The sequence below is a fragment of the Paenibacillus hubeiensis genome (assembly GCF_032334105.1).
Lineage (GTDB): Bacteria > Bacillota > Bacilli > Paenibacillales > Paenibacillaceae > Paenibacillus > Paenibacillus hubeiensis.
Window position 1 is genome coordinate 350488 of sequence record NZ_JAVYAE020000003.1, and the last position, 23491, is coordinate 373978.

At 48.3% G+C, this 23491-nt stretch carries 22 protein-coding genes and 1 pseudogene; 2 read left to right on the forward strand and 21 right to left on the reverse strand.

Annotated features, from left to right (window positions below; all coding sequences use genetic code 11):
- Positions 1-10: 10 nt before the first annotated feature.
- The 12 genes and pseudogenes from RSX24_RS11615 to nikA all read right to left on the reverse strand — a co-directional run bounded on the left by RSX24_RS11615 (position 11) and on the right by nikA (position 13132).
- Positions 11-697, reverse strand: a complete 687-nt coding sequence (locus RSX24_RS11615; RefSeq protein WP_343260670.1) for a response regulator transcription factor — start codon at positions 695-697, stop codon at positions 11-13.
- Positions 675-2132, reverse strand: a complete 1458-nt coding sequence (locus tag RSX24_RS11620) for a sensor histidine kinase (protein ID WP_339278120.1) — start codon at positions 2130-2132, stop codon at positions 675-677. Before RSX24_RS11620 ends, RSX24_RS11615 begins: the two co-directional genes overlap by 23 nt.
- 478 nt (positions 2133-2610) lie before the next feature.
- Positions 2611-3372 (reverse strand): annotated as a pseudogene (locus tag RSX24_RS11625) (transposase); the annotation flags it as partial.
- A gap of 270 nt (positions 3373-3642) precedes the next feature.
- On the reverse strand, positions 3643-5304 hold the full coding sequence (locus RSX24_RS11630) for a DUF4179 domain-containing protein (protein WP_343260671.1): 1662 nt from the start codon (positions 5302-5304) through the stop codon (positions 3643-3645).
- Positions 5279-5806, reverse strand: a complete 528-nt coding sequence (locus tag RSX24_RS11635; RefSeq protein ID WP_343260672.1) for an RNA polymerase sigma factor — start codon at positions 5804-5806, stop codon at positions 5279-5281. Before RSX24_RS11635 ends, RSX24_RS11630 begins: the two co-directional genes overlap by 26 nt.
- A gap of 134 nt (positions 5807-5940) precedes the next feature.
- Complete coding sequence (locus RSX24_RS11640; RefSeq protein WP_343260673.1) at positions 5941-7428, reverse strand: DUF4179 domain-containing protein; 1488 nt, start codon at positions 7426-7428, stop codon at positions 5941-5943.
- Positions 7415-7942: a sigma-70 family RNA polymerase sigma factor gene (locus tag RSX24_RS11645; RefSeq protein ID WP_343260674.1), complete on the reverse strand. Its 528-nt coding sequence runs from the start codon at positions 7940-7942 to the stop codon at positions 7415-7417. Before RSX24_RS11645 ends, RSX24_RS11640 begins: the two co-directional genes overlap by 14 nt.
- 163 nt (positions 7943-8105) lie before the next feature.
- Positions 8106-8897: an ABC transporter ATP-binding protein gene (locus RSX24_RS11650; protein WP_343260675.1), complete on the reverse strand. Its 792-nt coding sequence runs from the start codon at positions 8895-8897 to the stop codon at positions 8106-8108.
- Positions 8894-9715, reverse strand: a complete 822-nt coding sequence (locus RSX24_RS11655) for an ABC transporter ATP-binding protein (protein ID WP_343260676.1) — start codon at positions 9713-9715, stop codon at positions 8894-8896. The genes RSX24_RS11650 and RSX24_RS11655 overlap by 4 nt, the downstream gene beginning before the upstream one ends.
- Positions 9687-10598 (reverse strand): nickel/cobalt ABC transporter permease, encoded by a 912-nt coding sequence (gene opp1C, locus RSX24_RS11660; RefSeq protein WP_343260677.1) that lies wholly within the window; start codon positions 10596-10598, stop codon positions 9687-9689. Before opp1C ends, RSX24_RS11655 begins: the two co-directional genes overlap by 29 nt.
- Positions 10595-11527: a nickel/cobalt ABC transporter permease gene (gene opp1B, locus RSX24_RS11665; protein ID WP_343260678.1), complete on the reverse strand. Its 933-nt coding sequence runs from the start codon at positions 11525-11527 to the stop codon at positions 10595-10597. The genes opp1C and opp1B overlap by 4 nt, the downstream gene beginning before the upstream one ends.
- An 18-nt stretch (positions 11528-11545) precedes the next feature.
- Positions 11546-13132, reverse strand: a complete 1587-nt coding sequence (gene nikA / locus RSX24_RS11670) for a nickel ABC transporter substrate-binding protein (protein WP_343260679.1) — start codon at positions 13130-13132, stop codon at positions 11546-11548.
- Between the two features lie 392 nt (positions 13133-13524).
- On the opposite strand from nikA, the gene pelA reads away from it, so the two are divergent.
- Entirely contained in the window at positions 13525-14487 is a 963-nt protein-coding gene (pelA, locus tag RSX24_RS11675; RefSeq protein WP_236413903.1) for a pectate lyase, read from the forward strand.
- A 177-nt stretch (positions 14488-14664) separates the two neighbouring features.
- On the opposite strand, the gene RSX24_RS11680 is transcribed toward pelA, so the two are convergent.
- The 8 genes from RSX24_RS11680 to RSX24_RS11715 form a co-directional block, all read right to left on the reverse strand.
- The gene (locus tag RSX24_RS11680) at positions 14665-15207 is read right to left on the reverse strand and encodes a TlpA family protein disulfide reductase (RefSeq protein ID WP_343260680.1); all 543 of its coding nucleotides are present in this window, start codon (positions 15205-15207) and stop codon (positions 14665-14667) included.
- Between the two features lie 10 nt (positions 15208-15217).
- The gene (gene ccmA / locus RSX24_RS11685; RefSeq protein WP_236413900.1) at positions 15218-15943 is read right to left on the reverse strand and encodes a heme ABC exporter ATP-binding protein CcmA; all 726 of its coding nucleotides are present in this window, start codon (positions 15941-15943) and stop codon (positions 15218-15220) included.
- On the reverse strand, positions 15936-16760 hold the full coding sequence (locus RSX24_RS11690; RefSeq protein ID WP_438286810.1) for an ABC transporter permease: 825 nt from the start codon (positions 16758-16760) through the stop codon (positions 15936-15938). The genes ccmA and RSX24_RS11690 overlap by 8 nt, the downstream gene beginning before the upstream one ends.
- A gap of 21 nt (positions 16761-16781) precedes the next feature.
- Positions 16782-17351, reverse strand: a complete 570-nt coding sequence (locus RSX24_RS11695) for a nitrous oxide reductase accessory protein NosL (RefSeq protein WP_343260681.1) — start codon at positions 17349-17351, stop codon at positions 16782-16784.
- Entirely contained in the window at positions 17348-18691 is a 1344-nt protein-coding gene (locus RSX24_RS11700) for a right-handed parallel beta-helix repeat-containing protein (RefSeq protein ID WP_343260682.1), read from the reverse strand. Before RSX24_RS11700 ends, RSX24_RS11695 begins: the two co-directional genes overlap by 4 nt.
- Before the next feature lie 295 nt (positions 18692-18986).
- Positions 18987-20117 (reverse strand): metal ABC transporter substrate-binding protein, encoded by a 1131-nt coding sequence (locus tag RSX24_RS11705; protein WP_343260683.1) that lies wholly within the window; start codon positions 20115-20117, stop codon positions 18987-18989.
- 2 nt (positions 20118-20119) lie between these two features.
- Positions 20120-20977, reverse strand: a complete 858-nt coding sequence (locus RSX24_RS11710; RefSeq protein WP_236413894.1) for a metal ABC transporter permease — start codon at positions 20975-20977, stop codon at positions 20120-20122.
- Positions 20923-21630, reverse strand: a complete 708-nt coding sequence (locus RSX24_RS11715) for a metal ABC transporter ATP-binding protein (protein ID WP_343260684.1) — start codon at positions 21628-21630, stop codon at positions 20923-20925. The genes RSX24_RS11710 and RSX24_RS11715 overlap by 55 nt, the downstream gene beginning before the upstream one ends.
- Before the next feature lie 515 nt (positions 21631-22145).
- Here RSX24_RS11715 and RSX24_RS11720 point away from each other — a divergent pair.
- Positions 22146-22721, forward strand: coding sequence for a class I SAM-dependent methyltransferase (locus tag RSX24_RS11720; RefSeq protein WP_343260685.1), 576 nt, complete (start codon positions 22146-22148; stop codon positions 22719-22721).
- A 28-nt stretch (positions 22722-22749) separates the two neighbouring features.
- Here the strand turns inward: RSX24_RS11720 and RSX24_RS11725 are convergent, their stop codons facing one another.
- Entirely contained in the window at positions 22750-23280 is a 531-nt protein-coding gene (locus RSX24_RS11725; RefSeq protein ID WP_343260686.1) for a hypothetical protein, read from the reverse strand.
- Positions 23281-23491: the final 211 nt, after the last annotated feature.

Sequence of the window (23491 nt, forward strand, 5' to 3'; positions counted from 1 at the left end):
TTCAAATCTCTTATAACCTGAATCGATAACCTGCACCCCAAATGGTCTGAATGTAAGTCGGATTCTGAGGGTCCTGTTCGATCTTCTCGCGCAACCGATTAATGTGTACGGCAACCGTCTTGAGATCACCGATCGCGTCCATCCCCCATATCCGTTCGTACAACTGCTCTTTGCTAAACACGATGTCCGGATTCGAGACCAAGAACAATAACAATTCAAATTCTTTATTTTTGAACTCAACCTCCTGCTGATAGACGAAAACCCGATGGGTTAACCTGTTGATGCGAATGGGACCGGCTTCGACTTCGCGAGAGTGCTTGGCTCCACCATTGGTTAAGCGGTCGTATTGCGACAAGTTGGCCTTCACGCGGGCAATCAACTCCGTTGGTGAAAACGGCTTGGCGATGTAATCGTCCGCACCCAGACCGAGCCCGCGAACCTTGTCCGACACTTCATTTTTGGCCGTAACCATAATAATGGGAATATTCGTCTTCTCGCGGATAGCTCTGCACAGGTCATATCCAGACATACCGGGCAGCATGAGATCAAGAAGAATCAGGTCATACTCTCCGAAAGCCAAAAGCAAGCCCTCATGTCCGTCCGTCGCAATGCTCGTTTCGAAACCTTCGATCTCCAAAAAGTCCCGTTCAATTTCGGCGATGGCCGTATCGTCTTCAATGATTAAGATTCTCTTCATCGTCTTCTCCTTTTACGCCCTTGTATTTGGGAATCGTTATAATAATCGAAAGTCCAGCCCTTGGCTCCAGTTCCGCATGAATGCGTCCGCCCAGCCGTTCAATCACTTTGCTGGAAATGGCCAATCCCAGACCGCTGCCCAGATCAGGCCTCTTCCGTGATGCATCACTGCGGTAGAACACGTCAAATAACTTGCCCAATTCTTCAGGAGATACCCCTGGACCATTGTCCGTTAAACGCATTTCTACCCATTGTTCATTTTCCATCCATGTGATGGTTACGTCGACGCGCTCTTTGTCTTTATACTTTAGACTATTTTCCAGAACATTTTGAATCACATTGCGGAATTGCACCACATCGATCAGCGTCTCGGCTTGCGGAAATTGCTGTTCATAGTGAAGATTCAGCCCTTTGGGGCTGTACTCTACTTCGAAAGCAGCCATGGTTCTCTTCATTTCAGCACCGATGTCTACAAGCTCCATGTACAGCGGGAAATCGCCGATATCCAGTTTGGAGAACAAGAAAAGCTGATTAATGATGTGTTCCAGGCTTGCCGTTTTGGCTTTAATCGTATCAAAATATTTCATTCGCATCTGTGGCGTGGTCGCCACACCTTTCTCCAGCCCTTCCAAGTACGCTTTGATGGAAGTTAACGGTGTGCGCAAGTCATGGGAAATACCCGCGATCAGCTCCCGGCGATTAATTTCGTTCTTTTTTCGCTCTTCGACCATGTTGGATAACTGTTCTGCCATGTCATTGAATTCCACACACACGGAAGCAAACTCATCCTGTTTATCGTAATGAATCCGATACTTCAAATTCCCGTCCCGAAGCTGATGCACGCCGTCCACGATGATCTGAATCGGATCCATGATGCTGCGGAAAACAAACTTCGTCAATGCCCTGTTCGTCACGATGGCCACGACTATGAGGATCGTCAGCATCAAAGCTCCTCCATATATCCGTTTCTCGAATGTGTCATGGTTATTGACCGTAAAATTAGAATCACTCAGTACAAGCGCATAATCCCCCGCTTCGGCCCGGTAAACAGCGAGCTGGTCGGTCACGATAATCACGTTGGATTGGGAATGATTCATGTCAGGCATTTCAACGTTAGTCGATGAAACCGGATAAATCCGATGTTGCCCCTGATACAGTGACAAGTTCATCCCCGTTCCCTCGTTCTGACGGTTGAATTCGTCTATATCGGACTGAATGGGTTCCTTGCTGGTGACGGATTTTTGCTTTGCGGCCAGCTCTTCGACCTTTTCCATGCGTTTCGAAAACAGTTCTCCATAATTCAAAGGAGGTTTCTCGCGAATTCCCGTGATCCCTGTGTAGATTAACATCAGGCAAATACTCGTCAAGATCAAAAGCAAAACCGGCATGACCAGCATCAGGAAGTTGGAGATGTAGAGTCGGCGTTTTACGCTCATGGTTATACGTCTTCCTCTCAAGGTAGTTAGAACCATTATAATGTAAAATGGTAAACCATCCGGGAACGAAACGTAAACTAATGGTAAACCGCCGCTGTTCTTACGACTATATAGGTTGAACCAATGATTTTTACACAGAGACACTACGCGGTCAGAACCATCTTTCGATCGCTGTTATCCCCAGATTTCTTTGATCCCCTTGTTCAAGGGGAAAATCCGGTGATCAGCCTATGCTTCCGATGCAGCTTTCTTACAGAAAGCTTTTAAGCGACCGCTTCGCTTCTCCAGATTCTTTCTGCCCTCTTGTTATCGTGTAAATTTCCGGTTCAATCTATATAGCATACTTTTGTTCCTGATAAACTGAAAACCAAAAAAGACGCTTAATAAGCGTTCAGATTGTCGAGAAGCCCTGTACTTTTTTCAAAGTACGGGGTTTCTCCTATTTTAAGTGGTCGGTTGAAAACGGAAATAGGGGAGATTACCCCCGTTTTTCCAGGCGATCCAGGTGGATCGCCATCTTCTTCATGTTCTGCACAGCTGCCGTCATCAGGGCCTGTTCCCTGACGTTTTGCAGTCCGCGCATACAGCAATAGCGAAACCCATGGAGCTCTTTGGCATCCGCGAAGCTTCGCTCAATCGTCTCTTTTCGTTTTCGGTAGAGATATTTCCCGGATCGACTGAGCCGGTTGCCTCGTACCCACTCTTTGCTGTCCTCCCAGACATGACGGGTTACCACTTTTCGGTGGTTGCGAGATCGTGTGCATTCGTTTAATAACGGGCAGTTCTTGCAATGCTGTGGATCAGAGGCGTACTGCCGGTATCCCTCAAGTTTGGTCGTCCTATACGGTAATTCGTGCTTTGCTGAACAAACATAAATATTGCGCTGTGCATCATATGTGAACTTCCATTTTGGGAATAAACCTTGGGTCAGGTGAAATCTTCGGTGAGCAATAACAGCAAAAATATTTCGGCTTTGCAGCCCTTTGCAGATGGGTGAAGTCAAGTACCCGGAGTCCAGAGCAACGGCTTCTACTTTAAATCCAAATCGTTGTTGTTGACGATCCAAACGGGACAAATACGGTATCGAATCATGGACGTTTCCAGCGGTGACATGTACATCCGTAATCATGCTGTATTTCAGATCCACCGTACGGTGGTCTAAGTAGAAAAATCCTTCCGGTTTCCCATCACGGATCATATAACCACTGTCAGGATCGGTTGTGCTCACTTTGATTCCTTTTCGTCGATGAAAGAAAAATCGATATACTTGTCCACTTTACGGAGCAAATGATCTTGAGGAACCAGTTCTTCAATGGAAACAAATTCGTAAGCCTGTTGTTTTTCTCGATTCGAACGCAACATATTTATACACCTTTCCGAACGTTTATTTACTAATATTATACAATATTAACGCGGTGTCGTGTTGAATTATATGTACAAAAAAAATAGCTGTCGAGACTTTCTCGACAGCCTGAGGCAGCCATCCCTGGATTCCTGCCTGTCCCTTGGCTCAATGCTTACATGTGTTCGTCTTTTTGAAAGATTGAACGGACAAAAGATTTGTCACTGCATTCCGACTTGGATCGCTGAATCTATAAATGCCCGGGTTTAGTTCAAGCTTGCTGTCCAATGGAACGTTCTTGTACGTATCCACATGCGTTTTTGTAGTGGCCATGCCTTTGGACCGAATTTCGGGTACCACTTCTCGGCCATCTATCCGTAACGTCGTTTGGCTGATTCCTTTGAAATTAGGATCATCCGAGGTGGCCTCGACGATCAGATCTGGCCCTTCTCTATAATAGGAGAACTGTATGGCCATACCCTGTACGTTCACTTTTGCATCCTGTTTTTCGTCGGAGGGATCGTTTAGAGCGACCCAATTATCTGATTTCATAGTATCGCGCTTCTCTACGACAGCATCTTCCAATCGGAGCTCCATGACCTCGTCGGCCCAGTCCTCATACCAGGTTGGCGATTCAAACAGAAACATATGCTGAATGTTCCCGGAATTATCTCCTTTGATTGTAGTTATCCCTTCAATCGTTTTGTCGCCAATGACCAACTGCGGTTTGTCGTAATGAACAATCCCTTCTCTTAACGAACCCTCTTCGTTGATCTCAATTTGAATTTCCAACGGCGTAACCACTAAGCGATTCAAAGTCATGCCCGTTTTTTCCCGGAACTCTTCACTTGTTCCCAGTATGGTGTTGTATATGAACTCGCTCGCTTTTTCACCATTTGCCTCGAAATGGAAAGCCCAGGTTCCCGAAATCCGTTTCGCTTGTTCGATGTAGCTGAACTGAAGCTCGGATTTCTCCCAATCAGTCTGATTGATGTTAAATACTTGCTCGATGTATATATCGGAACCTTCATTAGCCAGCACCGTTGGAATTGCATCCAAAGGCTGACCTGCGCTGATAACGGTCAAATGGGGGTTCCCTTCGTATGAAAGCGCCTTCGATGCATCCACTTTATAGCGAATTATCGTCTGATCTGCGTCATGCCTTACGGATTCGATCCGGATCGTCGGATACTGTTCAACGCCGCTAAAAATGGGATTGCCTTCTTGTTTGCCCATCGTTACCGGGATATGTTGATCACGATAGAAAACGAGATTTTGTGCCTCTAAGCTGAAATCCTTTGTATCATCCCTCAACGTATCCGGTGTTTCATAAATTCCGATTAGTTTCCGGCTCCCTGGATCGTAACCCAAATACCCGGACACCTCCTCTTTGTTACCTGATCCTTCCTTCAACGTATTGGTTTCGGTAGCGAAACCGGTATATTGAGACAAATCCTCATTAGGCGCATCAACCGATAGGAGCATTTTCATCTTTTCACCATCGGTAACGACCCCGCTTAAATTCATCGTCACTCCCGAATCCGATGCACTAAGGTCATACTGTTGTCCTACGCAGTTACGTATTGCATTATTCACGCTGCTGCCGCCAACCAGATCCCAGTTCAACGCGAGTTTGGCAACTGCAGGAATGGCGGCAAACGTAAAACAAATGAACGCAATGCCAATAGTAATCGGCTTAATACGGCCAGCAACTTTTGGAGTTTTCAGCCGATAAGTCCGGCGGCGGTTGGCTTCTTTTTCAATAACAGCCCACATCACATCATAATCCGGCTGAGGCACGTCTTTATCCTTTTCCAAATAACGATTCACCGTGATTCATCTCCTTTAATTGAGGTTCAATCATACCATTCAGCAGTTTCATGCCTTTATGCAGCCTGGATTTAACCGTACCTTCCGGGATGTTCATTACGCTTGCAATTTCGGGGATCGTCAATTCGTTAATGAATCGCAATACAACGACCATCCTGACCTTATCCGGCAGCTTGCGGTAATATCCTTGAAACTCTTCTTGGGTTTCCTTGCGAACCCATTGCGCTTCAACAGAGTTTGTATTTGAAGACTTGGACAGCAAAAAGTTGCGTACTTCCTTCATCCAGCCTGTTCTCCGCCTCTTCAGAGCGGAATTACACTCATTCGAAGCGATTCGTAATATCCACGATTTCATGTTCCTGACCTTCGATTTATCCGCCAAAATGACCTTTACGAATACTTCCTGGCAGATATCCTCTGCATCATCCGGATTTTTCATTAAGTAGTAGCAAAAATAATAGACTTGCTCTTTATAGAGCTCGAATATTTCCCGGTCCGTCATTCCCTTGCACCCCCTTTATTCGCAGTTTCACCCATAAGACAAATAATGCCAGGAAATCGTTCATTTCAGATTGTAATGGAACTAGGAAGTACAAAAGTCGCCTAGAAGGCGACTTTTCAAGTTACTCGATAACCTTACTGCGTATCCGAATTAAGTACTATGGACCAGTCCGTATCCTTGTAGCGTTTATCCACGATTTCTCTTACAAGCGTGAGCCTCTCAGGGATATGATCAAGCAGCGTGATCCGGTACTCATATGGCTGCTTCATGCTGCGATCGCCCATTTCGATCACACCGTCCTTCCAGTTATTATCTTGTGAATTCTTATAAAGCCTGGAAGCCCCTCTCTTGCTCACATCGTACGAATGTCCTGCGGAATCGTATGCCTTCCATTTCTCATGCGTGGTTTCATTCTCCATCTCACCGTAGAATGAAACAGCCAGCTCTTTTGAACCTTTATTGAGATCCGATTCCACTATAGAAGTGTCCAACACTTCAATGTGATCATTTAACAATATGAACTTTAGGGTCTCGTCCTGTTCCCCTGGTGCAAACGCCATTTGGCTTCCGTCCGTTTCAGAAATAGCGTATCCATCCAGAACAAAACGGAAAGGTTCATCATCAGGCAAGTATTTGAAAATATAACTCCACCGTATTTTCCCATGCCCGATGACCGTATAATCCGATGCCATCAGACTGTCCATATACCCACTTTTTCTCGGATTGACCGAATGAATCTCTTCATGGTCCATGGTCTCAAAATGAAAGCTAAGCATCTGTTTAATCCACAGATCACCAGGGGACCTGTTCATCGCCGTTTCATCCAGTTCAGTCTCCAATTCAAAACGAACGCCCTGCACCATTCTGGTCATCTGTTTGAGGGTAATCGTCATGCCATGTGGCGTTGTGTAACTGCCGGACAGTGCTTCGGTTCTGGTCATCTTATTTGCCTCAGTCATATCCATGTCAAAACTAAAATCCCAGTTACCCTCAACCCTATCTTTGTCCCTTTTTCCAAGCGAATCGATATTCCCCTCAATGGTTATCTTGTCCGTCTGCAAGGGTTCTTTGAAAAACACAACCATATAATAGAAGTCACTCGTATACCCCATGTCATACATGTTATCCACAATGTTTCCGTCCGCATCTTTAATGATAATCTGGTTGGATTCATCGAGTAACAACTTTTCGCGAACATGGTGCCCCTTTTTATCAAAAAGTTGAAGGGCCATCGTCACACGGGTAGGATCAGCTACCACCTCTTCAATAACTAGTGTATACCCCTTATCCTTCACTCGAATATGGGGATTGTGAACCAATCCCAACTCCTGAGCGCGCAAAAGTCCAACATCCGGGTTATCCTTGGCAAATAAAGATCGGAATACTTCGGCCACCGTCGGCACCGTCAAAAAAGTAATCGTTCCTAAGGTACAGCACAGCAGCACAACGGCCGCAGCCCATCTCATTCGTTTACGGAACGTTTTTCTTTTGATCTCTTGTCCGGAAAGGGAGGACAGTGCGTTCTCTACAGCGAGCTGAACGGGATCAGGAATGATGAGCTCTTGACTTTTGGCCTTCAAAAATTGTTGGATTTTCTGATCATCCTGATCATGATAGTTCATACTTCTGTTCTCCTTTCCCTAGGACGATTTCGGACAATTGCCGCCTCGCCCTGAATAAACGTGATTTTATCGTTCCTTCGGAAACCTCCAGCATGGTGGATATTTCTTTAATTGACAGATCCTCGACATAATAAAGCGTTACGATGATTTGCAACTGCTCGTCCAGCCCGTCAATCACTTCGAATAGCTCAATTTGTTCATAATCGCTCGTGTAAGATGCCTTTCTCATGTCATAGGGAACCGGAAATACGCGCCTTTTCTTTCGAATGATCCGATTACACTCATTGATCAAAATCCGAATCATCCATGTTTTGAAATAAGCAGGTTCATTCAAGGTATGTATGTTCGAAAACGCTTTGGCAATAGTCTCCTGTATGGCATCCGCGCAATCCTCATCGTTTTTGACGATAGACCGAGCTACGGTGTACAAACTCTGTTTGGTCGCCCGAATTAAGTGTACGAACGCTTCCTTATCGCCTTTTCTTGCCGATTTTGCATGCTCTAACAAATCCACGTATGATCCTCCTTCCTTACAAGTTCATATATATATTAGATCGCTCAACCATGGAGTTGGTTCACAAACGAGTAAAATAATTTCAACGTAAAATCAAAAAAAGACGCTAATCTAGCGTCTCAAAAGGGTCCATGCTTTACATTTTGTATATGACCACACCGGATCACAAGCCCTTCTCCCCGTTATAATCGGATTTAAAAGGAATGATCGATTCCAGCAAATGATTGACGTAATCGCTCTCCGCGCACGTAAAATGATTGCAGTCCAATTCTTCGATGATGCGTCCATCCCGCAAAAAAGCCAAACGGTTGCAAAGATAGGCTACCGCTTGAAGGTCATGGGCGATAAACAAATAACTTAATCGAAATTCGGACTGCAGGTCCTTCAGCAACGTTAGAATCTGAGCTTGTACCGACACATCCAGGGAGCTGATCGCTTCATCCAGAACGACGTATTTCGGGCGGGTCGTCAATGCACGGGCAATGCAAACCCGCTGCAGTTGTCCTCCGCTCAATTCATGCGGATGCCTGCTTAAGACGTCGGCAGGAAGCTGTACTTTTCCAACCAGCGATGCAATCCACTGCGTTCGTTCAACCTGGTTTGTTTTCATGTCGCCCAACATGTTCAGCGGTTCCTCTATGATCTGTCCGATCGTCCAGTTCGGATTGACCGATGTGCGGTAGTCCTGGAACACCACGCTAATCTTGCCTTTATTCTGTCTGATCCATTTCTTGTGCGGCACACCGTCGATTTGGATTTCGCCTCCATCATGCTGTTCCAAACCAAGCAGCATGCGGGATAACGTGCTTTTGCCGCTGCCGCTTTCTCCGATGATTCCGAGGCAGTCGCCCTCGTTCAGATGAAAACTGACATCTGTCAGCACATTTTTTTGGACGGGACGAAGGAATTTTCCGGGCATTTTATACCTTTTCTTGACGTGCTTTACGGATATCATGGTTTAGCTTTCACTCCACTCAGCAAAGAATCGTTAAAGCTGTTCGTCAGCTGCAGGCGGGTATTCACCAAATACTGCGTGTACGCATGTTTCGGATCATTGAAAACGGTTGATGTTACGCCTTGTTCGACGATCTCCCCATCCTTCATGACGATCACGTTGTCCGCCAATCGCTGTACGACGCCCAAATCATGCGAGATCAGGATCATCGTTGTGCCCGTCAGCTCCTTCAAGGAACGGAATTGCTTGACGACCTCCAGCTGATTGATGGAATCCAGTGCGGTCGTCGGTTCATCCGCGATGATCACGTCGGGTTTCATGACAAGGGCAATGGCAATCATGCATCGCTGAAGCATGCCTCCCGAAAGCTCATGGGGATAGCTGCCATAAACGGTACGCGGTTCCTGGAAATTCATCATTTCAAGGCTTTCCAGACTCAGCCGCTCCGCTTCTCTCTTCGGAACCTTGAGCAATTGTACGAATGTTTGGTTCATCTGGGCTCCGATTTTTTCAATCGGATTGAAGGCCGTCATGGCGTCCTGCAAAATCATGCTGATTTTTTTGCCGCGAATCGATCTTCTGCGCTTGTCGTTATCCTCCAGGAGGTTGCGATTCTCGAAAAGGACTTCACCTTCCGAACGGATCCAGCGCGGATTCACGCCCATGATTTCCCGAACCGTCATGGACTTCCCGCTGCCGCTCTCCCCCACGATCCCCAGGCATGTTTGCTGTTCCACCGTAAAAGAAGCATCCTTGACAATGACCTTGTTGGTTTTGGTATCTATGATATTAAGATGGTTTACGGTCAAGATGGACATCATTGATCTTCCTTTCTCTGCCGAATCGGAACAGCTTTCGTTGTCGTTGGCGGCCAGTGACGTAAGATTGGGCGTTCAGCGCATGCTGCATGCTGTCCCCCAGGAAATTCAGCGCGGCAACGACAAACAGGATCGTAACGCCCGCAGGTATCATTTGCCATGGATTCGTGAACAAAACGTTTTTCGCTTCATTCAGCATCATGCCCCATTCCGGCACGGGTGCCTGTACGCCCAATCCAAGGAATGACAGTGAAGAAATGCTCAGGATGACCCAGCCCATTTCCAGCGTCGAATGCGTGGTGACTTCGCCGGAGATGCCCGGGAGAATGTGTTTTCTCATGATATATAAAGAGGAGCCTTGGTGAACCTGGGCAAACTTCACGTAATTTTTGGCACGGTACTGCTGCACGCTGCTGTAGATCATCCGCGTGTACCAGGCCCATTTGGACAAGATGTTGGCGATGACGATATTGACGATCCCCGGACCCAGTATGCCGACAATGGACAAGATCATAACCTCGGACGGAAAGGATAACATCACGTCGCAGAACCGCAGAATGACCTCGCGCACTTTTCCGTTGGAATACCCGGCCATCAAGCCAAAGATCAATCCCGACACAATGGTCACGATCATGGCCAGGAATGCGTAGAAAAAGGTTGTACGAATGCCGAACAACAAACGCGACAGCAAATCCCGACCCAAATGATCGGTGCCGAGCCAATAATCCGCGCTTGGCGGGGAGAGCTTTACGGCGACATTGACCAAGGTTGGATCATAGGGTGCAAGGAGAGGGGCACACAGGCCGGCCAGCGTAACCATGGACAGAAATGCAAGGCACACCATGCCCAGTCGATCACCGCGCAAACGTTTGAAAAAACTCATTTTGCTTCCCTCCGTAATCTCGGGTCGATCAGCACGATCAGGATGTCCACAATCAGGTTGCACACGATGAACAGCACAGCCATCATGAAGATGTACGCCTGGATCACGGGAACATCGGAATTGAATATCGCTTTGACGCACAATCTGCCGATTCCCGGCCAGGCGAATATGTTTTCGACGACGACCGTACCCGCGATTAACCGCGGAACGGACATACCGAATGCCGTCAAGGAGGACTGGATCGAATTCGTGAAGATTTTCCATGTGATCGTGCTTTGCTTCAAACCGCGCACCTTGGCGTAAAGGACGAAATTTTCATGTTTGTTCTGAACCATGTTATTGCGTATCAAACGCACATACGTCGATAGAAACGTAAGCGACAGCGTGACCGCAGGAAGAATGATCGATGTCGGTCCCTCCATACCGCTGGTCGGCAGGAGTCCCAGGTGCACCGAGAAATACCACATCAGCAGCAAACCGATCCAGAAACTCGGCATGGCGGCAAGCACGAATACGATGCCCCTCAGGAAACGATCCTGCCACCGGTTCTCGAACACGCTGCACAATATGCCGATCGACATGCTGAAGATGACGATGATCGCCAGCGTTGCTGCTGCCAGCTGCAAGGTTGGCGGAATCGCCTGCCGCAATTCCTCCAATACGGGTTTGTTGTTGACATAACTCGTGCCGAACTCCCCGTTAAAACTGTCAACGATCCAGTTCTTGTACCGCACGAGGAACGGCTGATCCAGGCCCAGCTCCTCGCGCATGCTCTGCACCATCTCGTCCGTCGGCGTAATCTGGTTGACGCGCAAGGCAATTTCCGCCGGATCGCTTGTCCTTAAGTTGATCAGGATGAATGCCAGGAAGGTAACCAGCACAAGCAGCGGGATGGCGCCGATGATTCGTTTGCTCAGGTATGCTTTCATCGTTCGACTCGCTCTCTGTTATTGAAAATACATCTTTTCAAACGGAATTTCGTATTGCGACACATTGAAATCCACGCCCTGCAAACGATCCGAGTGAATGGCTTTCACGACCGAATACGTCAGAGGCAAATACACGGCTTCGTCATGCACGTAAGTAAAGATTTCTTTGTATTTTTCCGCTCGCGCGGACTCGTCCTGTTCAAGCAAAACTTCGCTAATGGTTTGATCCAACCAAGCTTTCTTTTCCAATCCCGCTTGGGCTTGGTAATCGCCGTGGGAAGGTACGCGCCATGTGGAGACGTACGTTTGCGGGTCATACGGCAGTCCCCAAGACAGGGAATATTGCAAATCAAAATCGCCGGATTTTTGGCGGTCAAAGTAAGCTTGCTTTTCTTCACCCAAAATTTCGAGTTCCACCCCGATCGCTTTCAGATCGCTTTGCATGGATTCGCCGATCGTTTTTTCTTGCGCATTGTCCGAGTTATACGAGAGCAGCAGATGAAGCTTCTGCCCGTTTTTGTAGCGGTAACCGTCATCCGATTTTACCCATCCTGCTTGATCGAGCAATTGCTCGGCCTGGTTGGCGTCGTAAGAACGGATGCTCAAATCGATGTTCGCATACGGCGTGGCCTTGGACATTAACGTATCCGCGATCTGTTCCGTATCGTTCAAAATGCCTGTAGCGATCGTCCGTTTGTTGATGGCATATTGCAGTGCTTCGCGTACGAGCTTGTCCTTCGTGAACGCGCGATTGCTGTTCAGCAGGATCGAGCGCGATCCGGACGGATGACTGATTTTCGTCGCGTATTTTCCACCCTCTTGCAGTGCGCTGAACGCATTGGCGTCCAGCATGTCGCCGTCGGCTCCGAAGATCAGGTCCACTTCGCCGTTTTGCAATCCAAGCAGGATCGTTTGATGATCCGGCATGACCTTCCAACGCACTTGTTTGATTTTGGGCTGCTCTCCCCAGTAGCGTTCATTGGAAGCAAACAAGGCATATTGATTGTCTTTGTGCTCCGTCAGTATGTATGGTCCGGTCCCGGCATAACCGTTTACCCCGTTCGCGGTCGTGCCGTCGATGAAGCTTTTGGGGGAGATCATGCGGAACGGTCTTGTCAGCCCCAGCTCTTCCAAAGTCGGATAATAAGGGTGCTTTAACGTCAATGCCAATGTGTGCTCGTCCACCACTTTCGTGTTGTCGATTTCCTGCACCAGATTGAGCCAGGCGTTCTTATCGTAATTGGACACGACAGCATCGATATTTTTCTTTACGGCCTCGGCATTGAAGGCTTCGCCATCGCTAAATACAACGTTTTTGCGCAAATGAAAGGTATATGTCAAACCATCCGGGGAGATTTCCCAGCTTTCGGCCAATTTAGGCTGCACGCCGTCCGCAGTATTCACGACGAGTGATTCAAAAACCATATTTTGCGCCGCCAATTCTCCGCCCGTCAGATGCGGATTAATGTCGCGAATATCTTTGGTGCTGGCAAAAACCAATTCGTCCTTGGCGGCTCCAGCTTCGTCATCCTGGTTAACCTGCTGTCCACAACCGGTTAACACCACCAGCAAAAGCACCATTCCCATCAAAAATGTAGACTTCATGTTTTCCTCCTGAAAATTAATCGTAATAATAACGATTAAGATCGTAGCACAAACTTTGCTCATTCACAATGCATTTTTTGAAAATAAATGTGTACTTCCATTTTATTGTGAAACTATATTCATATAAAATTTGTATATTATCCCTATACGTCTATATGATTCAATTTAATTAAAGATTATCTCTGATGAACAATATATTCAAAATATACACCCATATGGTATGTGCAAAGATTGATATTTTTTAAAGTTTTGCATAAAATGAGCTTGTCCATATCCACAAATTGGAATGGACATGATGAAAATGGTTATCCAGAATCAAAAAAAGGAGGCTGTAGCAGCGGTAATCGATATTTTGGAACCGTTATCATTTTAAACTTAGGAGGGTATACGAGATGTTGAACGCGAAAAAAACGGTGACTTCTTTGATGATGGCCTGTGCCCTGGCACTTCCTGTTGTCGGAACGGCAATTCTACCTGCGGGGCAAGTCTATGCGGCGGATGCATCCGGAACGACGGCGAGCATTTCCGATATTTTGAAAAACCAGCGTCCTGACGGAGGATGGAGAAAAGATTACAAAGAAACGAGCGGAGAATGGGCAAAATCCACGATCGATAACAAAGCTACATATTCTGAAATCCGAAGACTTGCCAGCGAATTTAAAAAGACCAACAATCCCCAATATTCCGCTGCAGCGATCAAAGGCATCAACTTTTTGCTGAACATGCAGTATGCCAACGGCGGATGGCCTCAAATTTACCAAAGCTCGGGTTACCACAAACACATCACGTATAATGACGACGCGATGATCAATGTCATGTACCTGCTGGATGAAGTCGCTAACCGCAAGGGAGATTTCTCCTTTATTGACAGTTCCCTGGCCGATCGCAGCCGCAATGCTGTTAACAAAGGCGTAGATGCCATTCTGAATACACAGGTCGTCGTTGGCGGCAAGCTGACGGCTTGGGGACAGCAGCATGATTCCAGCACGTTGAAACCAGCGGGAGCACGGATATACGAAGTTCCCTCCCTCTCCGCCGCAGAGAGCAGCACTATCGTAAAATTCCTGAAAACACGACCGGCCAATGCCAAGATTACCGCGTCCATTAACGGTGCCCAGGCTTGGTTTGACAAGGTCAAGATGACGGGCATCAAATTCGTGAGAGAAAACGGGGACGGCAAAGTCATTAAAGACTCCAGCATCACAACGCCGCTGTGGGCACGTTTCTATGAAATCGGCACGGACAAGCCGATCTTTGTCGGCCGCGACGGGATTGTCAGATACAATCTCAGCGAGATCGACCAAGAGAGACGGGCCGGCTACGCCTGGTACGGCAACTGGCCATCCAAAATCTAAGTTGAATGCACGGGATCGCCTCGCGGTCTGAACCATCTTCCGGTCCCTGTGTCAATATGACCAAAACAGCTGCGCACGAAGCAAATCCCAACGCTTCGGGCGCAGCCCTCCTTTACAACTTGATGATTCCGGCTCTCATTCTCCCGGTTTCCAAAAGAGCCCGTGCCCTGCTCAAGATCAAAGCTCAGCCAGCCATCGGTCGATCGGCATGTCCTCATGCAGTTCGCCAAGAAGGATATGATCGAACGTTCCGTTCCGATCGACGATCATCGTTGCAGGCAATCCCGGCACATGGTAGGATCCTGCGATTTTGCCGGTCGCATCAATCACGACGTCAAGTTCAAAGCCGTTCTCGGCGAGATATTCGCGGACGGTTGCTTTGGACTCCCCCACATTGACGAAAATCGTCTTTACATTTTCATTATGGGATTGGGATAAACGGTTCAATAATGGCATTTCCCTGACACAGGGAGCACACCAGGAAGCCCAAAAGTGAAGGAGCACAATCTGCCCGCGATACTGCGAAAGTTGTACTTGTTCCCCTGACAAATCGACAGCTGCAAAATCGAGAGCCGTCTCTCCCACGGCAATAATCCCCTTTTCGGCCTTCTGTCGTGAATCTGCAAATGGTTGCAATACAACCGCAACCGCGCATACAACTGCTGCAGTGATGATCGTCCAAGCCAGTGCGCGCCGCATGATTATGGATAGAAATCGCAATACGCTAACCTCACTTTAATCCCAAACTGTGGCGAAACGCAGCATGCAGCGTGCCGAATCGTTCCCGGAACCGGGACGTCGGGCCGAAGTCCGCCTGCTGGCCTTGGTTCAGAAACACCACCTCATCGGCAACGTCCTCCGCAATCTCCAATTGGTGCGTCGAGAAAACGACCATCTGCCCCTCGGCCCGGATGCCTTTCATCAACTGAGCGAATTCTTGCATCCAGTACGGGTCTAGTCCGTTCGTCGGCTCATCCATAATGAGCAGCGGCGGTTTGGACAGAACGGCTTGGGCGAAAAGCAATCTTTGCCGCATCCCTTTGGAGAACGTCGTGACGCGTTGCTTTTTGTGATTCCCGAGCCCAACCATTTCTAAAACGTCGGTCACTCTGTCCGTACCGACATTTTTCAAGTCTGCCCAGAACTGAAGCGTCTCCTCGGCGGAAAGGCTGTGGCTGAAGCGAAAATCGTCGGGCATGTATCCGATTTGCTCGGCGAAGCGTGTTCGTTTCGACTTTGGGCTTTGGCCGTTAACGTTCACTTCTCCCGAAGTGGGGAGCATAATGCCTGCTATCATGCGCAGCACGGTGCTTTTGCCTGCCCCGTTTCCGCCGCATAACGCCAGAATCTGTCCGGCATGGATGGTGAATGAAACGTTCTGCACAAGTGCCTTTCCTTTCATTACCTTGCATAACTTGTTGACGTGCACTACATAGGGCATAACGTGGTCAGCCAAGGTATCGCCTCCTTTCCCATATCCGATGAACGATCAGCATGGACAAGGCAATCCAAATGCATAAGGCAATCATGAACATTGCTGTTCCGCCGGGTTTTTGTATCCAGAAAACCCACCGATAATATTCGGGTCCGAGGATCGAACCGCCGCCAAGCTTAATGACGACGAACAGTCGGACGAGCTCTGCCGGATTCAACATTGTCAAAACGGACAAAAGCGGCTGCACCCATGCGTAAGGAACGAAACCCAGGATCGCAATAAGCAGGGCTGGCCAGGCAATGACCAGGAAGAACCAGACGGAAACCGAAATGGTGAGTGCTTGCCACCGATTGCTGCAGATCGAACCAATCAATAAAGCCACCCCTACGAACATACATACCAACCCTGCTGAAAACATCGTAAACAGCCCATACGTCAACAGGTCCAATGCGTTGCCCATGAATCCGCTGACGACCCCCATCAGTCCGTAACCAAAGAAGACGATCGTAATCAGCACGCAGCACAAACCCAGGTATTTCCCGATCACGAAGGAAGACGTACGCAAAGGATAGGTGGACAACAATTGCCAAGCGCCGTCTTCCCTCTCCGACGTCAACGAAAACGATCCGATGAAGAGGGCCATCAACGGCAGCAGATAGAGAATTAAATTTAGCAAGGAACCCGTCGTACCCGAAAAACCTTCAACAACATTTTGAGCATTCAGCACCAGCAGGCTCAAACCGAACATGCAGAACAATATCAGGAACGAATAAGCCCAAGGGTTGCGGAAACCCAGTTTGATTTCCCGGTTGGCGACGTAAATCAGGTTCGAGATCATGGCATTCCACCGACTTTCGGATTAATGATGACCGGCATCTCCTGCTTTTTCGTTAGCATGATTCGTTTCCTCACTCCCTGCTTCCTGTTCATGACTGTGGGTATGTCCCTGACCTTCCCCATGCATGTCCATGCCCTCCGTATTTTGCTTCCAGTCGTGGGATGCGAGTTCTTCGGCAGTCATGATTCGGCCGACGCCCTGTTCCTGAACGAAGGCTTCGGCGGACGGCTTGTCCTTGAAGCTAACGATGCCGTAAGCCATTGGCGTTCTTAGGGAAGCATCGTAGACATAAGTCGCTTTGCCGTATTCGATCCATTCTTTGTCATTATAATCACGGACAAAATCCATGCCGATTTGATCCGTCCCGTTCTGTTGTTTCCATTCATTCATGCAGCCGATGTCGTCGAATTTGTACGTTTGGCCATCCTTTGTCGTCAGTTGGGTGGCAAAAGCATCGTCTTTAACCTGCATATTGCAAATCACGCATACATCGACGTCCTCATTGATCGGCACAGCCGCATATTTCGCGCCGCAGCCCGATAACAGAAAGATGGACCACAACATGATTAAAGTGAATGTCCAGTGTTTCATTTTCGTTTTCCTCCCAAATAGAACATATATCCTGCAGCAAGTAATAACAGTCCCCCAAGCCATGGCACGAACCGATTGTTCTCGTTATCTCCTGCGTAAGCCCGGGAAGCAGCATCCAGTTTCATTCGCGGCGAAAGATCGGTGAGCCATTCGCTTCTGCCTTCCGTATGCAGGTCGCTCAGAAACGTCATGCCCGGGGATTGAAAAAACAATTGAAAGGCCGAGTTGCGTTGTATCAAACGCTGATAAAACGGGTTGATGGCATAAGCCGCCTCACTTCCCCCGTCCCCATTGAGGTCAAGGCCCTGAAACGAATCCCAGTAGTTGTGGCGGATGACGTTGTTTCGGCTTTCCACCGCTTGCGCTTCGATCACATTCGATACGAATCGGTTGGAGTGAAGCTCGTTTCCCTCCGCATGGTTGAATTGCACGCCAACGAAATTTCGCAAAAGATCGTTTCGGCTGATCTCGTTTTCGGAAGACTCCTGGATATACAATCCGACACGGTTTCCCTCAAGTACATTATCCGCGACGATCGAACGCTGCACGTCATAGAGCAGAATGCCTTGGGAATGAACATTTTCGCTTTGTTTGCGGAACGTATTTCCCGTAACTACAGCTTTATTGGCACCCATGACCATGGCTCCGGTTACATTTCCCTCGCCCAGATTTCCCGTAATGCTCGAAAGGTGGACATACATTAAGTGAATGGCATATCTGTTGCCGAATAACCTATTATTGGCGACTTCGATGCTGCGGCTGTTTTCCATGTAAATGCCATCGCGCACATCGTGAATTTCGTTATCCGTGATCCGGATTTCCTGCGATGCATACAGGTCGATCCCATTTCCCTTCAGCGCATTCTTCGTGCTCGACGGCCCCGTCCAACGAATGAGATTATGCTGCAGGGTTCCTTGGCTGGCTTTTCTAAGAATGATGCCGTAACCTTGGCTCTCTATATCAAGATCGGACAGAACGACCTGATTTGCCGTCACGTGAATTGCTGCATGCTCGCCGAGATGTTCTTGCCGCACGCGAAACCCTGTTAATCTCACCTCGTCGGATTGAACCGAAATGGCGGGAGCTGCCTTTGGATTGATCAGCACGACGGAATCATCGCCCTGAATCGTAACGCTTTTGTCGATGACGATCGGTCCCGAATATGTACCTGGTGCCAATGTAATGACTTCGCCATTAACAGCGCGGTCGATCCGTGGCTGCAAGGGGATCGGGCCGCTGCTATTTTCAGCAAAGGCAATGCCGTAAAAAGACAACATGCTCATTAGTCCCAAAGCAAGCATGCTGACAAGCCATCGAAATAACAGCTTTTCATCAAACAAGAACAGCGAACGCGTTGATCCGGCTGCTTTTGGAATGGAATTTCCCTCCTTTCATCATGGATTTCGTCATTGCCACGAAAGGATTGCAACGTCATCGATAACAACAAACTGTGTTTAGTGTACAAACATTTGCCTCTTTCCCATATAGCTCGACGTAGCTATACCCATTTGGAAATTGTGTCCAATTTGTGATGGAATTCATGATATGCAGTGCACAAAAAGACGTTGACCACAAAAGTCAACGCCTTCTCGTTTATTGGATTTGTATACATGGATTCGTGTTTGCAACGTATCGCTATTCGTTCAATGCTGTTTTTAATGCTTCAAGGTTGCTGCGCATCACGCGCACATAGTCGTTTCCTGCGGCAAGCTCTTCTTCCGTAAGTCCCTCAATGGGATTCAAAACATCTGTTTTCGCTCCGATCTCTTTAGCGATCGTGTCGGCCACTTTGGAAGAGACCAGTGTTTCGAAGAAGATCGTTTTAACGTTGTTCTCCTTGGCAAACTGCACGATGTCTGCCATTTGGGCCGGAGATGGCTCCTGATCGGGGGACAATCCAGCGATCGGTACCTGCGTCAACCCGTATTGTTTGGCCAAATAACCAAAGGCCGCGTGCTGCGTAATGAAATCTTTGCGTTTGCTATCCTTCAAACCTTCCGTAAATTCGTTGTCCAGCGCTTCGAGTTCGGTGACGTATGCATCGGCATTGGCTTTAAACTGTTCTTTGTATTCCGGGGCAACTTCGGATAATCCTTTTTCAATATTACGAACCTCTTGAATCGCCAGCTGCGGCGACAACCATACGTGAGGGTCCAGACCGCCGTGATTGTGAACATGCCCGCTTTCATCATGCGAGTGTTCCTCATGTGCATGCTCGCCATGTTCATGGTCATGGTCATGCTCTTCTTCGGAACGCGCTTCCTCTCCATGGTCGTGATCATGATCATCGGCATGAGCCTCATCGCCGTGAGAATGAGAATGGCCTTCTTCTTCCGAGCCTTCCATAATGTCGATTCCTTGGCTTGCTTCAATGGCTTTCAGATTCGAGCCTGTGGCGCTATCCAATGCTTGGCCTACCCAGCTTTCCAAACCGGCACCGTTATATACCAGCACGTCGGCTTCGGTCAGCTTTGCCATGTCCTGTGCGGTCGGCTCCCAGTCATGCGGCTCCATGCCTGCTGGCACCAAATTTTCGACATTGGCCAAATCTCCGGCAACGTGACGAGTGAATTCGTACATCGGATAGAAGCTGGTCTTGATCTCCAGCTTTTTCTGTGCAGCATCGTCAGTGGATGTTTCGGTCGTTGAAGACGCTGCGTTATCGGATGCTGAAGAGCCCGCACTGTTCGATTTCGTGCCGCATCCGGCCAGAACCAATACAAGCGACAAAGCTAAAAAGATAAAACTGCGATTCCAAAATTTCATATTCATGCACTCCTTTTGTTCATTCGTTCTTTGGCATATTTCACGCTTCGCCGACTGCGGCGCTGCAGCAGCTTTTGGAAAAGCATCGTGACAAGCAGGAAAACGAGCAAAACCAATGCGATCGTACCGCCAGGCGGTGTGTCGATGTAGTAGGACAAGCTCAAACCGGAAAAAATACCGGCCAGACCGGTGCCAATCGCGATATGTATCGCGGCTGCAAACCCTGGCGCAATCCTTAACGCAAGCGAGGCGGGCAGCACGATCAATGCCGACACCAAAAGCACGCCCACAACCGGCATCGCTGCCGCTACGGTCATGCCGGTCAGTACGGCAAAGGAAAAGGACAGCAGCTTCACCTTTGCGCCCGAAATCGTGGCTGTCTCTTCGTCAAAGGTCAGGTTGTATAACGGACGTCTTAAGATAATAAAGTACACCAGTCCTGTAAGCAGCACCGCAGCAATCAGCAGCAGTTGGGTGTCGTTTACGGCAACGATGGAACCAAACAAGTAGGAACTCAAGCTTTTGCTCCAATTTTGCTTAAGACTCATCAGGACAACGGCGAGTGCCAGGCCGGAGATCATGATAATCGCTACCGGGAGCTCGCTGTAGGTGCGATAAGAGCGCCGAAGCTGCTCGATCAGTATGCCTCCAAGGATCGCTACGGCAAATCCGCTGAGCGAAGGATTAAGCGACAAGGCCGATCCCAACGCCACGCCGGCAAGGGAGACATGCGAGAGCGTGTCGGCCATCAGCGCTTGTCGGCGCAGCATCAAATACACTCCCAGAATCGGGGCAATGATGCCGATCATTGCGCCTGCCCAGAAAGCACGCTGCATGAATTCGTAACCAAACATCGCCATCCCTCATCCTCCCTTCTTTCCAGTTCGATGACCGTGTCAAGATACTGTGCCAATTCCTCCAGGCCGTGGGTAACCATAATTACCGTTTTCCCATGCGCTGTCACGTTATCCTTCAAAAATCGATACAGCTCGATCCGGCTCTTGGCATCCAAACCGGTCACCGGTTCGTCCAGCACGAGTACATCCGGTTCCTGGGCAAGCGCCCGTGCGATGCATACGCGTTGTTTCTGGCCACCCGACAGCTCGCCGACTTTGCGATGACGGTATTCCCACATGCCGACCTGCCGTAAGCTTTGCTCAACCACGTCATGCATATGTTTGCTGAATCGGCCGAAACACCCCAAGCGCGCATAACAACCTGAACGCACCAGCTCGATGACACTGCTTGGGAAGCCGGCATTGAAGGAAGATACTTGCTGCGGCACGTATCCCACGATCACCTTCGTTCCGTCTTCCCGCACATTATTGAACGACACCGTACCGCTCCAAGGTTTGAGCAATCCAAGCATCAGTTTGAGCAAGGTCGTTTTGGCAGCTCCGTTAGCCCCCGTGATTCCGATGAACCGTCCGGTAGCAATGTCTAGCGAGAGTTGTTCGATGACCGGTTCATGGCCATAGCCAAATACAACATCCCGCAAAGAGGATAAGATCATGTCTGGCACTCCTGTTAATCGTAATAATTACGTTTTGCAAAAGCTAGTTTATCGTAATTATTACGATTTGTAAACCGGATCTATTCCTTTTTTTCTATAAAACGCCCTCCTTTCCTCCATTCTTCGTACGTGCTAAAACGCCAAAAAAGCCGCCATAAAGCGACTTCTCACGGTTCTGTAATCGTTCCTTGTCAACGAAGGTTGGCAAGGTTTTTTTGTTGCCTTTTTATCCACTCCGTATCGCTATATAAACCGCAGTGGCCTGGTGTGATTAATTAGTGCGGTTTATATAGCAACGAATTCTTTAGAATTTCTTTAGAAATATCCCCGGTGGTTCCTAAGTTATGTTCATTAAGATAGCCATGAAGCCGATCATCGAAAAATTGCCCTGCTTCCAACCACGAGTGCGTGATGTTGGACCATTACCTTTTTTGCAGCAGGTACGTATGCTGGTTAGCATATATCTTGGCTTCGCTTCTATTTTTGCAATGTTAACGGAAATGGAGGTGGAAACGTTGACTCTGAATGAAAATCTAATATTTTTGAGAAGCTTCATTCAAAGCCCGAAACGGGTCGGAAGCCTCATGCCGAGCTCCCGCTTTTTGGCGAACACCATGGTGAAACATGCGCCATGGCATGAAATGAAGGCCGCCGCGGAGCTTGGGTCGGGAACGGGAGCAATCACCCGCCAAATTCAAGCCCGGGCAACCGAAGCGACAAAGGTGTTTTTGTTCGAAATGGACGCGACCATGAGAAACAATTTGCAGGCCGAATATCCGCGTTTCACCTGTCATGCCGATGCGACCCACCTGGTGGAAACGATCCAACAAGCGAATGTCGAGCAATTGGACTGCATTTTTAGCGGACTTCCCTTTTTCAATTTCGAGCGCAAACTGAGGGATGCATTGGTCGAACAGATTCATTCGGCTCTGAAACCTGGCGGGCAGTTCATTGCTTTCCAGTATTCGCTTCAAATGAAAAAGCAATTGACCGAAACATTTGTCATCGATAAAGTGGAATTCGTTCCGCTCAACTTCCCTCCGGCTTTCGTTTATGTCTGTCGTAAAAGGGAAATAAATGAGTTGCAATGATGAGGATAGCGCCTGTTCCATGTCATGCTCATTCTGCGGGTAATGACAAATCGTTAAGCTCATTGCGCAAAAACGGATCAAGATGATCGGCAGCAAGCAGCTCGTGAACGAGGTCCTGATTGACCAACCTTTTATTGGACTGCAAATACTGAAACAACATATCGCCTTTCGTTCCGCGATCCATTAATCTGTAAGCAATATACCAGACTTCTGGATGGGAAACATGGACTCCGTCCCAGAAGCTCATACGCCGGATGGGCAATTTAACCACACCCTTGCCTGAATATATAGCAAAGCCCCCGATGATATCCACGTTCAATGAAGGCAAACTCAATCGGTATTCGCTGGCAAACGGGTGGTCTCCACTCGGCTGTTCTTTGTAGTCGAATCCATGGATGGCTTCCAGCAGCTCGACTTTGGAGCATTCAACCGTCAAGTCCCAATCGTTTACGCTTTGAATCAAGTTCAGATAACGCAGTAATCCGCTGCCGCCTAAAGCGTAAGGGATGCCTCTCGCATCCAGCCGTTCGACCAAAGGAAGCAGCTGCCGGTGGTCCATACGTTTCCCTCCATTCCATACCCTTTGGTAGTCTCGATGTTCATCATATTTATTCCATTTCAGCCCATTATATCATGATTCAGCCTATCTAACCCGTTACAGGCATTACAACGTGGTTCTTCACGCCAATAGAACAGCAATATTTTACAACCTGAGCAATACTTTATGATTGTCCCTTATCCTTCGTTCCCATAAAATGAAGCCAGAACAT